This is a genomic window from Pseudochrobactrum saccharolyticum (assembly GCF_008801715.1).
Classification (GTDB): domain Bacteria; phylum Pseudomonadota; class Alphaproteobacteria; order Rhizobiales; family Rhizobiaceae; genus Pseudochrobactrum; species Pseudochrobactrum saccharolyticum.
This window is the reverse complement of sequence record NZ_VZPG01000001.1, coordinates 933,766-948,477: the sequence shown is the minus strand read 5'-3', so window position 1 is coordinate 948,477 and position 14,712 is coordinate 933,766. Positions and strand designations below refer to the sequence as shown.

The 14,712-nt window shown below is 47.1% G+C and carries 9 protein-coding genes and 1 tRNA gene; 6 read left to right on the top strand and 4 right to left on the bottom strand.

Annotation, left to right across the window (positions count from 1 at the left end; genetic code table 11):
- Nucleotides 1-67: 67 nt before the first annotated feature.
- Nucleotides 68-2,167 carry a putative bifunctional diguanylate cyclase/phosphodiesterase gene (locus F7P81_RS04245; protein ID WP_151158670.1) on the bottom strand — a complete coding sequence of 700 codons (2,100 nt, stop codon included), beginning with the start codon at nt 2,165-2,167 and terminating at the stop codon, nt 68-70.
- A 490-nt stretch (nt 2,168-2,657) separates the two neighbouring features.
- Between F7P81_RS04245 and F7P81_RS04240 the strand changes: the two genes are divergently transcribed.
- Nucleotides 2,658-4,751: an LTA synthase family protein gene (locus F7P81_RS04240; RefSeq protein ID WP_246176028.1), complete on the top strand. Its 2,094-nt coding sequence runs from the start codon at nt 2,658-2,660 to the stop codon at nt 4,749-4,751.
- A 160-nt stretch (nt 4,752-4,911) separates the two neighbouring features.
- A complete protein-coding gene (locus F7P81_RS04235) occupies nt 4,912-6,939 on the top strand; it encodes a sensor histidine kinase (RefSeq protein ID WP_151158669.1) in 2,028 nt (675 codons plus the stop codon).
- 29 nt (nt 6,940-6,968) lie between these two features.
- On the opposite strand, the gene cueR is transcribed toward F7P81_RS04235, so the two are convergent.
- Nucleotides 6,969-7,424 carry a Cu(I)-responsive transcriptional regulator gene (gene cueR, locus F7P81_RS04230; RefSeq protein WP_022710755.1) on the bottom strand — a complete coding sequence of 152 codons (456 nt, stop codon included), beginning with the start codon at nt 7,422-7,424 and terminating at the stop codon, nt 6,969-6,971.
- A gap of 271 nt (nt 7,425-7,695) precedes the next feature.
- On the opposite strand from cueR, the gene F7P81_RS04225 reads away from it, so the two are divergent.
- The 4 genes from F7P81_RS04225 to F7P81_RS04210 all read left to right on the top strand — a co-directional run bounded on the left by F7P81_RS04225 (nt 7,696) and on the right by F7P81_RS04210 (nt 12,419).
- Complete coding sequence (locus tag F7P81_RS04225) at nt 7,696-9,132, top strand: aldehyde dehydrogenase family protein (RefSeq protein WP_151158668.1); 1,437 nt, start codon at nt 7,696-7,698, stop codon at nt 9,130-9,132.
- A 172-nt stretch (nt 9,133-9,304) separates the two neighbouring features.
- Nucleotides 9,305-10,375 carry a hypothetical protein gene (locus F7P81_RS04220; protein ID WP_151158667.1) on the top strand — a complete coding sequence of 357 codons (1,071 nt, stop codon included), beginning with the start codon at nt 9,305-9,307 and terminating at the stop codon, nt 10,373-10,375.
- 29 nt (nt 10,376-10,404) lie between these two features.
- On the top strand, nt 10,405-11,520 hold the full coding sequence (locus F7P81_RS04215; RefSeq protein WP_151158666.1) for a hypothetical protein: 1,116 nt from the start codon (nt 10,405-10,407) through the stop codon (nt 11,518-11,520).
- A gap of 179 nt (nt 11,521-11,699) precedes the next feature.
- A complete protein-coding gene (locus F7P81_RS04210; protein WP_151158665.1) occupies nt 11,700-12,419 on the top strand; it encodes an MgtC/SapB family protein in 720 nt (239 codons plus the stop codon).
- 24 nt (nt 12,420-12,443) lie between these two features.
- On the opposite strand, the gene F7P81_RS04205 is transcribed toward F7P81_RS04210, so the two are convergent.
- Both F7P81_RS04205 and F7P81_RS04200 read right to left on the bottom strand, forming a co-directional pair.
- Nucleotides 12,444-14,306: a DUF1565 domain-containing protein gene (locus F7P81_RS04205; RefSeq protein ID WP_151158664.1), complete on the bottom strand. Its 1,863-nt coding sequence runs from the start codon at nt 14,304-14,306 to the stop codon at nt 12,444-12,446.
- 249 nt (nt 14,307-14,555) lie between these two features.
- Nucleotides 14,556-14,632 (bottom strand) — tRNA-Arg (locus tag F7P81_RS04200).
- Nucleotides 14,633-14,712 lie beyond the last annotated feature (80 nt).

Sequence of the window (14,712 nt, the reverse complement as noted above, 5' to 3'; positions counted from 1 at the left end):
GATGGGAAGGTCAAGAGCTTTTTCCGAAAGAAATGTATTTAGATTAACTATTTGATTTTATGTATCTTTATCCGTCATATCCTGCGATGAAGTCACAAACATCGCGCTGTGACATCGGTTTTCCGGTAAAAAATCCCTGTACCTCACCGAATTGTTCGTCTTTCAGGCGCGTGAGCTGTTCCTGTGTTTCCACGCCTTCTGCCGTCGTCACAATATTGAACGCGCTGCCCAGAGAAACCACAGCCTGAATGATCGCCAGATTGCGTTTGTCATTATCAATATTGGACACAAAACTGCGATCAATCTTGATTTTGTCAAAAGGGAAAGTGCGCAAATAATTGAGGGACGAATAGCCGGTGCCAAAATCATCCATGGCAATACTCACGCCCAGATTGCGCAATTCGAATAACAATTCGGTATTATGCTCGGTATTGGACAGCAGCACTGTTTCGGTGATTTCCAGTTCCAGACGGTTGGCCTGCAAGCCGCTTTCTTCAAGCGCGGATTTTACCATGTCCAGCATGTTGCGGCTGTTAAACTGTACCGGCGACAGATTGACAGAAACTTTGATTTTCTCCGGCCATGAAATGGCATCCTGACAGGCCTGCCGCAGAACCCAGGCACCGATTGCAGAAATGATGCCGGTATCTTCGGCAATCGGAATGAAATCATCCGGTGCGACCAGTCCGCGTGTCGGATGCTGCCAGCGCAACAAAGCTTCACAACCGGTAATCAGATCTGTCGTCAGCGAGAAAATCGGCTGATAAAACAGCACAAATTCGTTGTTTTGCAGAGCGGTATGCAATTCCAAAGCCGTGCGGTGGCGTTTTTCGACGGCCTCACGCATGGATCTTTCATAAAAACGGTAGACACCACGCCGGTCTGCCTTGGCAGCATAAAGCGCCAGATCAGCATTGCGCAACAGCGTATCAATATCCTCACCATCTTCGGGGGCAATGACAACACCGATGGTACAGCCGACATATTCAGGACTGCCGTCCAGATGAAACGGCTTGCTGAACAGATTGGTGATTTCCTCTGCAAAATGACCGATTTCCTGCCGGTGATCAGGGTTTTCCGGATCAAAAGGATGGATTATCGCAAATTCATCGCCACCAAGACGGGCAATAAAATCCTGCGGTTTCAGAAAGGCGCTGAGACGGCGCGCAACCTGACAGAGCAGGGCATCGCCTGCCGCATGGCCGATACTGTCATTGATATGTTTGAAGTGATCGACATCAAGAAACAGCAGGGCATGGCTCTGGATTGCTTCCTTTATGGAAAATAAATCCGTCGTATGGCGCGAAAAATAGACACGGTTCGGCAGATTTGTCAGCGAGTCATGCATGGCCGTATAGGTCAGATGCGCCTGCAGAGCCTGTTCTTCCGTGATATCTTCCATCAGGCCGATCAGATAACGCGGCTTTTCTCCGTTTTGCGACGGAATTGTGCGTTTCATTACCCGTACATGGCGGCTGTGACTGCGCAACGGAATTTCATTTTCGACAGTAAAAACACTGTCACTCTCCATCACATATTGATCCTGCGTGATAAAATTGCGGGCATCTTCTTCACTGAAAACCTGATGATCGGCTTTGCCGATGACATGCGCAGATTCTTTGCCGGTAATGGCGCTGGCTGTTTCATTAAACAGAACATAGCGCCCGCTATCCTGCATATCTTTAATGAAAACCCCGATCGGCAGGTTTTTGATCAGACTGTCGAGCAATGAGCGGGTCTGGCTGATTTCATTGCGCGCTTTGCGGATTTCGGTCTGATCCTGAATGATCGCGAGAATAGCAGGCTGATCATTGAAATTTGTGCGTCGCCCATAGGTGATGACTTCAATTGTCTCGCCATTGGCTTTCAGATGTTTCCAGATTTGCGGCTTCCCGAAGTCAGTTTCTGCGTGGATAGCAGCGATCATGCGTTCGTGCTCGGATTCAGGGCGGATATCCAGCACAGTCATCCGGCTCATCTGCTCCGGCGTATAGCCGTAAAATTCAAAAGCAGCGTCATTCAGCAATAAAAATTTGAGCGAAATCGGATCATACAGCCACATCGGAATAGGGTGCTGTGTGAAGAGCAAACGAAAATCATTCTCTGATAAAGCAGGCTGAAAATACAGCGGGGAGTCGATCTGACTGTTCAGCGGGGCAGTTGTCATAAAGGCTCCGTGTCTTTTAGTTGGCAAACATCATGCCCGGCAGTGCCGTGCGGCTGTTTACACCGCATGATAAGCCTACACGACACATCACAAATCTTAAAACTACATTACAAGCCTGCGATAATTTTTTTCCAGATATTTCTGAGGAAAAATAGTGAATAAAATCACATCTATTTGAAAAATATAGAGAATTATCGTTCTGGCGATGTTTCATTATTTGTGACGTTTTTTTACAATTTTGTTTTTTTGAATGCAGAACAGTGCCGGAGCATATCCGGCGGTGGAATTTGTCGTCTTTGCTCTTTGTCATCTCTTGCTTCGGACTGCCTGTTTACCTAAAAGCTAACGCCTGTGTGAAGTTTTTGTGAAGTCTTTGTGACTGCTTTTTTATCAGCAATGACCGGTAAAATTACCGGCAGAGACAAACAGGCAGACGCATCGTGTAACGCTGCAGGAACCGGAAAGTTCCTGTTATTTTGGAAGCTGCCCATTGAGCAATCTTGCAACGCCGGTCCCTCATAATGCACCGCATACTGTCCCTTATTCTGACAGCGCGCTGAATCACGGGGATAAGCGGAAGGCGGTGCGGCGCGATGGCCGGTTCTGTGCATATTTTGCCCGCAGGCACTGGTTCTGGCGTGCATTGATTGCCACAGCCGGAACGCTGTTCTTCACCCTGTCTGTCGTGATGCTGACCGAGTGGCTGATGCGCGGTTCCGCTGCATCATGGAAACAGTATTTTACGCTGACACACCGCCCGCTCTGGACAACATTGGGTCTTGTTTTCCTCACACTGTTTTTGCTGGACAGCCTGCTGGGGCGCTTGTGGCAGGGTATTTTAATTGTTGCGCCGGTTTTGCTCGGTCTTGCATGGTTCAGCCGGCAAAAGGGCATGTATCTCGGCGATCCGCTCTATCCGAGCGATCTGCTTTATACCCGTCAGGTTGTTGATCTGATGCCATTGCTGGTGCGTGACAGGCCACTGGATGCGGTGCTGATCGTGCTCGCCTCGATGGCGGCTCTTGCGGCTTTGTATTTTTGCTGGCGCTTTTTCCGTCGCTCTGTGCCGCGTCTGAACTGGACTGCGCGTGCAGCGCGTCTTGCTGTGGCCATGCCGGCTTTGATCTGGTTCGGCAGTATTTCCGATTATTCCAGCTTCTCCTATATCCGCGACCGCATGGGCATCGTGCCGATGATGTGGGATCAGAAGGAAAATTACGCCCATAACGGTTTGGTTGTGGCGTTTATTTTCAATATTCCCATGGCCAATGTCTCTGCGCCGAACGGCTATTCGCAGGAGCGGATTGCAAGCATTGCGGAATATTTATTCCCTGCGGATGATGACAGCGGTCTGCTGGGCGGCTCATCTTCTGCCCACGGCAATACCATTGTTCCGGTTGCTGCACGCAATGATGAAAAACCGGATGTTATTGTGATTATGAGCGAATCTTTCTGGGATCCATCCCGTCTTCCGGGTGTGGCCTTTGATGAAGATCCGATCAAAAATGTGCGTGCCAACCAGTCTGGCCATGTGTTTTCGCCGGAATTCGGCGGTATGACCGCAAATGTTGAATTTGAAGCGCTGACCGGTTTTTCGAATGCCTTTTTGCCTTATGGCAGCATTCCCTATCAGCAATATGTGCGCAGACCTGTGCCTTCGCTGGCCTCATTCTTCAGCGAGCAGGGTTATGAAACCCGTGCGCTGCATCCCTATCGCCAGTGGTTCTGGAACCGTGGCTCTGTCTATGAAAATTTCGGCTTTGATAAATTCCTGTCCGAAGAAAATCTGCCGGAGCTGATGAAAAAAGGCCATCTGGCTTCCGATGAAGAATTCACCAGCGAGATTATCCGCTCGGCTGAAGAGGCGGAAAAGCCGCTCTTCCTGTTCGGTGTATCTCTGCAGGGGCATGGTCCTTATGCGCCAAGCCGCTATCCGGACAGTCAGATCAAAGTTGTTACCAATGCTGACAGCGCTGTGAGTGAGGCATCCAAAGGGTCTGTGCGGTCTTTTGCGCAGGGCGCGCAGGATGCGGATATCAATCTCGGACGATTGATGGCCTGGGCGAAGAAGCGCGAGCGGGAAACAATTATTGTTTTCTTCGGCGATCATCTGCCGCCGCTCGGCGATGTCTATGTTGAGAGCGGTTATATGAAGAACCGTACGGCCAGCCGCGTGGATACGGCCGATCATATGCTGGCGCAGCATGAAACCCCGCTGGTATTGTGGTCAAGCCGTACAGACAGTTTGCGCGGTGTCGGCACAATCAGCCCGTCTTTCCTGCCGCTTTATGTTCTGGAAATGGCCGGTCTCCAGCATCCTTATTACACCGGTTTTCTGGGCAAAGTGCATCAGGAATATAGCGTGATTGATGGCCATCTGCTGCTGGATAAAGATTACACGCCCCATGCCGGATGGATGCAGCAACCGGTAATGCCGCAGATTTTGCAGGATTACCGTCAGGTTCAGTATGATATGATGTTCGGAAACAGCTATTCCAAAGAAAAGATGTTTCCCTTTATCAGTGCCGGTATTTATGCCACGACCGGTGAGGACAATAAAAAACAGGTTACATCGCAATATTAGCGGATTGAGCGCCTGCTTTTTTACTGACTTGCTATGATGAAATAATTTTTTTATGTTTGGTCAAAGATTGCGACTATCGTTCTTTGTTTGACCGTCATCAGAACGGGTTGTCCCGTAAAATGACCGGCATCTGCACTGAACCGATCAGGGAGAGGCAGATTTGAAGCGACATCTCACGCTATTTGCGCTCGCTCTGTTGCTTCCTCTGATTATATTGGTCGGATTTTTTCTATGGCTTCTGGTTTTGCAGGAAAGAAGCCATATTGAAAATCAGGCTTTTGATGTTACCCAATCCCTCGCCGTTACAATTGACCGTGAGGTCTACGGCCTTCAGCGCGCCGCTGAAATTATCAGCTATTCCAATATTCTGAAGAATGGCCGTTTTGATATTCTCCAAACGACCCTGCATGATATGGCGCAGGAATTAAACATCAATATTACGGTCTATGATCCTGAGGCGAAATTGCTGGTTGCTTCGGATCCTGCACGGGTCGGTGATCTGCCGCTGCTGACAAAAACAGATCTTGCGGCTGCCAAAGCTGCAGGCAAACCCTATGTCACCGGTGTGCGGCGTGCTCATGAGAATACACCTTTTTGTTTTACGGTGGTTCGTCCGGTTTTTGTTGACGGGAAAATCAATTATTTTCTGGCGCTGAGCATGGAAGCACAGCGCATTACTGATCTTTTGAATTTGAGCGGTATATCCAAAAACTGGATTGCGGTTGTGGTGGATCAGAACGATCAGGTTCTGGCGCGTAATAATAACAGCAATGATTATACGGGACAGCTGATACCGGATAAATTGCGCACGGAAGCCACGGATAAGCAGGGGCGCTGGCGCGGGCAGATTCTCGATGGCAATCAGGTGGCCGGTTATTATATCCGTTCGCCGCTGAGCGACTGGCGCATTGCGATCGGTGTTAACCGCTCGGAGCTGAACTGGCCGGTTTGGGTGGCTTTTGCCTATTTTATCATCCTGTTACTGGGCACATTATTACTGAGTGCCTTACTGGCAGGGTTCTTCGGACGCCGGATTTCGAAGCCGGTCAGAAAATTGGCCGCACAGGCTATGGCTGTGGGAGATGTGCAGGCGATTAAGCCGCTGGGCTCGGGTATTCGCGAGCTGGACGTTGTCAGTGAGGCATTGATACAGGCTGATAAGCGCAACCGTGCGAAAGAGCTGAAACTTCTGGAAGCGCAATTGCGCCTGCAAATGGCGCTGGATGCCGGTAATATCGGTGTCTGGGAGTATAACCCAGAAGATGCCGAAGTCAGCCTTGATGGCCGTGCCAGCCACATGCTGGCATTTAAGGACAGGCGTAAAATCAATTTTGTTACGGATTTTATGCCTCTCGTCCATGAAGAAGATAAGCTGCGCGTCGAAACTGCTTTGAGCAACGCGTTGACATCAGGCGATATTGTCCGTGAGACTTTTCGTATCCGTGATACAGAACAACCGCATCCGGTCTGGGTGACGGGTATCGGCAGGCGTATCTATACGGATATCGGAAAACCTTCGGTTCTCGGGTTGATTGTGAATGTGACCGCTGAACAGCTGGCGCTGGAGCAGCGGGAAGTGGTGGCGCAGGAGCTGAACCACCGGCTGAAAAATATGTTCGCGGTGATTATCAGCCTGATGAGCTTGTCCGCACGGGGCAAAACGGATGTACAGGATTATGTCGGCCAGATGCGGGAGCGCATGACAGCGCTGGCCGGTGCATTTGAGCTGACCTATCAGAAAACACCCGCTGTTACGGGGCAGCATAGCACGATCTCACTGAATGAATTGCTGACCCGCCTTACGCAGCCTTATGTCTTTTCCGATTTGGAGCGCATTTCCATAGAAGGCGATGCACTTTTATGCCCCGTTGCCCATGTCACGCCGATGAGTCTGGTATTTCACGAATTGATGACGAATTCTGTCAAACACGGAGCGCTGTCAGTGCCGCAGGGACATGTTCGCATCGAACTATCCGCATATGAGGATTTTATGCGGATTGAGTGGCGGGAGACCGGCGGGCCGCAAATTATGCAGGAGCCGTCACAGCGTGGTTTTGGCTCCCGTCTCAAACAGCTCAGTATTGATGTGCAGATGCGCGGCTCGTTTAAGGAAATATGGGATAAAAACGGCCTTGTTTTTGTTATTGAACTGCCATTGCCTGATATGCCTTCAGAAAAGAGCGCATAAAACAAAAGCGCAGAATGGTCAGGAAAAGATCAATGCGGGTGCTGTTTCTTGGCGCTGCTTTTTGAACTGCCGGTTTTCTTATTGAGCGTCATCTGATTTTGCAGCGACAAAGCATTGATGATTGCGCAATCCGGATCATTATCGCCATGGCAGCGGTCAGCCAGCTTCTGCAATGTATCGGCCATAGAGCGCATATCAGCGATTTTGGTTTCCAGTTCAGCCACATGCGCCAGCGCAATCTGCTTCACTTCGGAAGATGCGCGTTGATCGTTTCGCCAGAGATTGAGCAATAATTTAATCCGTTCCAGCGACAGACCGAGATCGCGGCACTGGCGGATGAAGCGCAGATTTTGCACATCACGGTCGGAATAGACACGATAGCCGGAGGCCGTGCGGTCAGCCGCATCAATCAGGCCGATGGATTCATAATAGCGGATCATCTTGGCTGAAATGCCGGATGCTTTTTCTGCTTCGCCGATAATCATGACTGCTCCGCTCCGTTTCTTGTCTTGCCATTTATATAGGGTGCGCAGAGCTTTATCAAAGATGCTGTGCGGAGATAAAAATATTAGGTGATGACAGGTGCACGTTTTTCCTGTAGATACTGATATATCAGGATCATTCCGAATGAGCATCGCTTTATGAGGCCTGAACCATAGTCACAATGCTTTAAATGATATTAGTTTGATGCATCATATATGACATGGTGCTGGCGGAACGAGTGACCGGCTATTCGCAAAGGGGAGTTTGCAGAATATGACATTGCATAAGAATTTGATTGACGGCGAATGGGTTGGCGGCGAGGCGATTCCGAATATCAGCCCGTCCGATACCAATGATGTGGTGGGGGAATATGCCCGCGCTTCACAGGCTGATGCGCTGAATGCGATTGCCGCGGCCAAAGCCGCATTTCCGGCCTGGTCTCGTTCCGGCATTATGGAGCGCCATGCAATCCTGCGCAAAACCTCGGATGAAATTCTGGCGCGCAAAGAAGAGCTCGGCCGCTTGCTGGCACGCGAAGAGGGTAAAACCCTGCCGGAAGCTATTGGCGAAACCATGCGTGCCGCACAGATTTTCGACTTTTTTGCCAATGAAGCGCTGCGCCTTGCCGGTGAAGTCCTGCCATCCGTGCGCCCGAATATCGGCGTGGAAATCACCCGTGAACCGGTTGGTGTGGTCGGTATTATCACACCATGGAATTTCCCGATTGCTATTCCGGCATGGAAGATTGCACCGGCCCTTTGCTACGGGAATACCGTGGTGTTTAAACCGGCTGATCTTGTACCGGGCTGTGCCCATGCGATTGTTGATATTCTGCACCGCGCAGGTCTGCCAAAAGGCGTTCTCAATCTGGTGATGGGCAAGGGTTCGGTTGTTGGTCAGGCCATTCTTGACAGCGCGGATGTGCATGCCCTGACATTCACAGGCTCCACCGGCACCGGCCAGCGTGTTGCAGCGGCTTCGATCGTTCATAACCGTAAGTTCCAGCTGGAAATGGGCGGTAAAAATCCGTTTGTTATTCTGGATGATGCCGATCTGGATGTGGCCGTGGATGCCGCGCTCAATTCCTCTTTCTTCTCAACCGGTCAGCGTTGCACAGCATCGTCCCGCCTGATCGTGCAGGAAGGTATTCACGACCGCTTCGTGGATGCACTGGTTGCCCGCATGAAGACGCTGGTGATTGATGATGCGCTGAAATCCGGCACGCATATTGGTCCTGTGGTAGACGACAGTCAGCTGAAGCAAGACTTGGATTATATTGCACTGGGTGCGCAGGAAGGGGCCAAGCTGGCCTTTGGCGGTGAGCAGCTGGAGCGCAGCACACCGGGTTTCTATCTGCGTCCGGCCTTGTTCACAGAAGCGACAAACCAGATGCGTATTTCCCGCGAGGAAATCTTCGGCCCTGTGGCCAGCGTCATCCGCGTTAAATCCTATGAAGAAGCGCTTGCAACCGCCAATGACACAGCTTTCGGCCTGTCTTGCGGTATTGCAACAACCAGCCTGAAATATGCCACGCATTTCAAACGCAATTCCGATGCAGGCATGGTGATGGTCAATCTGCCAACTGCAGGCGTGGATTTCCACGTGCCTTTCGGTGGTCGCAAAGGCTCCAGCTATGGTTCGCGTGAGCAGGGACGCTACGCGGCGGAATTCTATACCACCGTCAAAACCGCCTATACGCTGGCAGGCTGATGTAACGGGCGAGAAATAAAAAGCGGAGAGGGAAACCTCTCCGCTTTTTTGTTTCAATATATATCGAATTGTTTTGTGCTTTTAATGATTTTTATAGTAATGTTTTTTGTTTTAATTAATGTAATTTAATGTATAGTTTATTCTATATTGTAGTTTTTTATTGAGGTGTTTTATGACGAAGTATTTTTCTTGGAATCCGGTCCATGATCAAATTTTTGATGGTGAGTATAATGATCAAACTCTAACAACAGAAGATAGAGTTGATGATTATTCAATTTATACTTTTAATAAAGTAAATTCTAATTTCTCGATGAGTGCTCTTGGTAATACAACGTTAAATTTGAATGTGAATAAAGACGCAGTTAATGTTAAAAATCATATTTATTGGAGTTCTAATGTATATGGAAAGGTAATAAATATTATAACTGGAAGGTTATGGTGCAATGGGTCTTATGGTGGAAAAAAATATAATGCTGTTATAGAAAGTTATAGGCCTAATTACCTTTCTTTTAATATTAGTTCTATATTTTTAATGCGTAATTATAATAATATTTTATTTCAAAATGTTTATATGAATGCCAATTCTAGTGGTTCTCTACTAATAACCGGTAATAATAATGTTGTGTTTTCAGGTGATGGTGGAGATATAAATATTTATGATAATTTTTCATATCAGATAAACTATAGTAATAGAATACACATTGAAAATGTAAATTTTAATATAAATATTAAAGGTGATTCTCATATTGGATTTGAACTAAATGCGAGTATAATAGAATTTTTTTCATACGATAAAGACGGAAATCGTGGAATTAAATTAAATAATATTTCTTACGGTAATATTTACTCGCCTCGAATTTCTCTGAACGATGCAAAAATTTATATAAATGACAATGCAATTTTGAGGTTTAGTACAGACAATCTTGTTGTGACAAGTGGAGGGCGCTTCACAATTAGCTCTAATGGGCAAATGAATGCGAGTGGTCTGGTGAATAATTCGCTAGGGTTTTCTGGTTCTGATCTCTCATCTTATCCTAAGGGATTGTTCTCGTTTAATGCACCAAACGGTGCGATTAATGGCTTCTTTACTTTTGACGGTTGGACGACTGGAAAAGAACTTAGTGATCTTTTTATGTACGAGTTGATAAGTGTGAACGGAAATACTGATGAAACTTATTTAAGAAGTGTTCTGAATTTTGAGGATGCTAATAGTGGTTTAAAAATTTCTATGAATAATAATTAATATATTTAAATTTGTTTAGGAGATTAAAATTGACGAATATATTTGAGTGGAATCCAACGCTTGATCAGACGTATGATGCTGATTTTACCAATAATACATTGACTACTGAAAATACGAATAACGGATTGTTTCCAGTCAATGGTTTTTATAAGAAAGATTCCGATTTTACATTGGTAGTGGATGATAATACAAATGTAACTCTGGCTGTTGATCCTAATATTCCAGAAATTCCAAATCATATTAATTGGTCTTCCGAAGTTTATGGTAAGGCTATTAATGTTGTTAAAGGTACGCTAACATGTTTGGGGACACCGCAGGAAAGTAATGTTACTGGTACTGCAAATTTATTATTAAATGGTCTCTCAAATAATTGCTTATCATTAAATGTTGACGGAAGTTTATATTTCATCTCTTATAATAATAATGTTCTTGAAGGTGTTAACGCGCATGTAAGAAATAGTGGAATACTTAAGTTTATTAATAGTGAATATATATCCATTCGCGGATCAGAAGATATATATGATATAAATGCTGCCGCTTTTATTGACGATGATGCCAGCTTTGTTGCTGAAGCAAAAACAAGTGTATTCGTTCATAACTATCATTTTATTGCATCAAGTAATTCTGATCGTAGCTTGTTTATAAAATCTTTGAACGGATCGATAGAGTTTACTAATTACGATAGCGAGGGCACGCGTGGAATTAAACTTCTTAAAAATGCAAAAGCTCACATTCAGTCCGCAAACTTCAAGCTAAATCACGCTAAAGTTTATGCGCATCGTGATTCTTACCTCACTATAAAAACAGATAATCTTGTAGTTAATGATGGTGGTCGTTTCACTTTGACTGATAAGGGTGTTATCAGTCTGGAGGGCACAAGCAAAAAAGCATTTACTTTTACGGGTAGTATTGCAGCGTCATATCCACAGAAACTCTTTTCTTTCAGTACATCACCCGGACTGGTAGACGGGTATTACAAATTTTACGGGTTAGATAGCGGAGCCGGATTGAATCTGCTTCTTTCATATGGTTTGTTGAGCGTTGATGGCGTGACAACTGAGCAGTATTTGAGAGATGTTTTGTATTTTCAGGATTTGATGGATGGCTCAAATAAATATCTGAAGATTGGTATGAAGAATTTATAATTCATTTTGTGTTGGTTTAAAGCACCGGATCAACAAATGTGGTTCGGTGCTTTTTTGTCCAGATGCCGGGCTTTGTTTTTATTATGAGCAACTGTCATTTTATCTCGTTTATATCTGGAATATTCCCTTCATATAGCTGAGATACGCCGCTGTTATCAGAAGGAAAAACGAGAGAGATTATGAGTTCTGTTGAAAGCCTTCTGCATACATTCGCCAGTCTCACGGCCGCGTTTATACTCGGCGGTATGATTGGTTTTGAGCGGCAATGGCGGCAAAGGCTTGCAGGGCTGCGCACCAATACACTTGTGGCGCTTGGCGCCGCTGCTTTCGTGCTTTTTGCCTCGCTGGTTGACGGTGATACCAGCCCGACGCGTGTGGCGGCACAGATCGTTTCCGGTATCGGCTTTCTGGGCGCAGGTATCATTTTCAAAGAAGGTTTTAATGTTCGCGGGCTGAATACCGCCGCGACTTTATGGTGCTCGGCGGCAGTCGGTGTTATGTGCGGCGCGGGTTTTTATCTCCATGCAGCGATTGCCGCCTTATTTATCATCAGCGTCAATTTATTTTTGCGGCCGCTGGTGCATCTGATTGACCGGCAACCCGCCAGCGGTGGTGAGTTCGGCACCCGCTATGCTGTCAGTATTGTCTGTATGGGCGATGCTGAAGCGCATGTGCGGGGGCTGTTGCTGCGTGATCTAGGTACTGTTTTACATATTCAGGATCTGGAAAGCACCAATATTGAAGACAGCAATCGCGTTGAGGTCAATGCGTTGTTTCGTGCCGATAATAATCAGGATCCGCTGCTGGAGCAGATTATCGGGCGGTTGAGTCTTGAGCCATTGGTGACATCGGTACGCTGGCGCTATGTTGCTGCCGATGACGGGGATAAGGATTATTAGCCGGACTATGTTTTTTGCGTTGTTTTATTCAACATGCTCATAGGCACCTCTGTCAATCAATGTGCCGGTGATGCGCGGGTTCATCGCAAAATCCTTGATGCCTGTGGCAGGAAATCCTGTTGTCGCAGTAAATTGGCCATTGTTTCTGCCCGGAGAACCTGCAGCGAGGCGGAAATCTGAAGCACTGGCATTGATGAAGGCAGGATTACCTATAATGCTGCCTGTATCACCGCTGATGGCTGTGAATGTGTTGAAATTATTGGGAGATGTGCTGTCATTATAGTAATTTGTATTGTTCCAGAACCAGCGTGTATAGCTGCTGCCGGATGTTGTGTAATATAAATTACTGGCAAGCTTCACTGTGTCCGGCACTGAAGGAATAAAGCTGGTGATCGCATAACCCTTTGCTCCGGCAAAGAGAATATTATTGCTGAAATTTATATTGCTGACATTGTGACCGAGCTGAAACTCACCGGAATTGATGCCGGCAATGTCACGGTTATTATTCTGATACAGAGTATTGTTAGTGATCGAGATGTGAGCGGCACCGCCCGATTGGGTTGCATCATAGCCGCCAGCAAGAATTCCGGCATTTCGGTTAAAGCGGATAAGATTATTGCGTACCGTCACATAGTCAGTCAGTTTGCCCGGATTTTCGCTGAGCAACCATATTCCGCCGTCATTCGCATCGGTGACATTGCGTTCAACGGTAATATTCTGCCCGCCATCAACATAGATGCCAATCGCAGAAGCCATAAATGTCAAAGCCTGATTGCCTTGAACTGACAGATTGGTAACTTTGTTCTGTGCAATCCAGCCGTTTCTGGCACGGTTATAGTCCGCACGGTTGTTGCCGTAATAGCCGGTCGCATCAATGCCTATAAAATTATTGTCGTGTACCAGATTATTGGTGACCTGCCAGCCGTCGACATTGCCGCCAATGGTCAGGGATTCACTGGTTCCGGTTTTCAGATTATACAACTCATTACCGTCCACGATGACATTCTGTATCGGTACTGGCTGTTGTCCGTAAATAGCTATGCCCAAAGCATTTGCATTGCCGTTTGTAGGCAGATTATTCGCCTCAATGCCGTGAATAACATTGTCTCTGATCTCAATATATTTTCCGGTGCCCTGAGCAAGAACGCCAATGGCAATGAATTCCGTGCCGGATTTGTAGTTGCGGATTTCAAACCCTTTGATGCGTATATAGCTGGCGCTGTTGAGGCTGATGAGGCCGCGCATGCCATAGGGCTCTGTGATCAACCCGCTGCCGTCGATAATTGGCTTTTCACCGGCATATCGGGTGAGTGTGATAAAACCACTCTCCGCAGAACCTGATTTGTTGAATGTCACTGTCTCATTATAGATACCGCCGCGGACCGTGATTGTATCACCGGCCTGTGCCTGATCGACAGCATGCTGAATGCTGCGCCATGGGGCAGAATAGCTGCCTGAATTGCTGTCAGCGCCTGTGGTCGCAACATAATGAATTGTTCCGGTACGGCTATAGGCAGCATTACAGATCCGGAAATTAGCAATTTCCGTTTCATCTGCCACGGAGACGGCGGAAATGGTGACATTGACAGATTCGTCCATATTGGCAGGAGCGGTATATAGGCCGGAATTTGTTATGGTTCCGATTGCGGGCGCGCCGCCTTTTACTCCGTCAACCATCCAGATGGTGTTATTCTCAGATGCCGACGTGTCTGCTGCCTGAAACTGCTGTTTTTGCAGTGCTTGCATCGGCTTGCAGTCCGGTGAAGTGCCGGCAGTGGCTGCCGATGCATTTTGCAGGGCGATTGTCGCTGAAAAAGCGAAGAGCAGACCTGCAGCCACATATTTATGATTTGAGATCGCTGATTTCGTATTTTTCAAAATAAACAAAAACGCATCTCCTGAGAATCACATTGTAACGAATATTTATTGTTGCGAATGCGAGCAGGGCGGAGAAATATTTTTGATATTCAACAGAGGAAACAACATGCGTCAAGGTGATTCGAGTGAGTTGTCCGGAGATGCGTATCTGAACTCTATGCGCTTGTAATAAGCACAGTATATAACGCATGAAACTATCAAATGTGACAGGAGTTTTTCTGATCTTCAGAAAGTCAACTTCTCAATTTTGAGAAGGAGTGGCGCACCCGAAAGGATTCGAACCTCTGACCCCCAGATTCGTAGTCTGGTGCTCTATCCAGCTGAGCTACGGGTGCTTGCCCTAGAACCGCTCCGTTTCGGTGCGGTAAGCGCTCTCTAAAGGGTTCTGTTTGGCATTGCAAGGGCTTATGATGAA

Bases quoted from the DNA above. Each gene is read 5' to 3' on its own strand.
- F7P81_RS04245 (WP_151158670.1), bottom strand. From the start codon at position 2,167: ATGACAACTGCCCCGCTGAACAGTCAGATCGACTCCCCGCTGTATTTT.
- cueR (WP_022710755.1), bottom strand. From the start codon at position 7,424: ATGATTATCGGCGAAGCAGAAAAAGCATCCGGCATTTCAGCCAAGATG.
- F7P81_RS04225 (WP_151158668.1), top strand. From the start codon at position 7,696: ATGACATTGCATAAGAATTTGATTGACGGCGAATGGGTTGGCGGCGAG.
- F7P81_RS04220 (WP_151158667.1), top strand. From the start codon at position 9,305: ATGACGAAGTATTTTTCTTGGAATCCGGTCCATGATCAAATTTTTGAT.
- F7P81_RS04210 (WP_151158665.1), top strand. From the start codon at position 11,700: ATGAGTTCTGTTGAAAGCCTTCTGCATACATTCGCCAGTCTCACGGCC.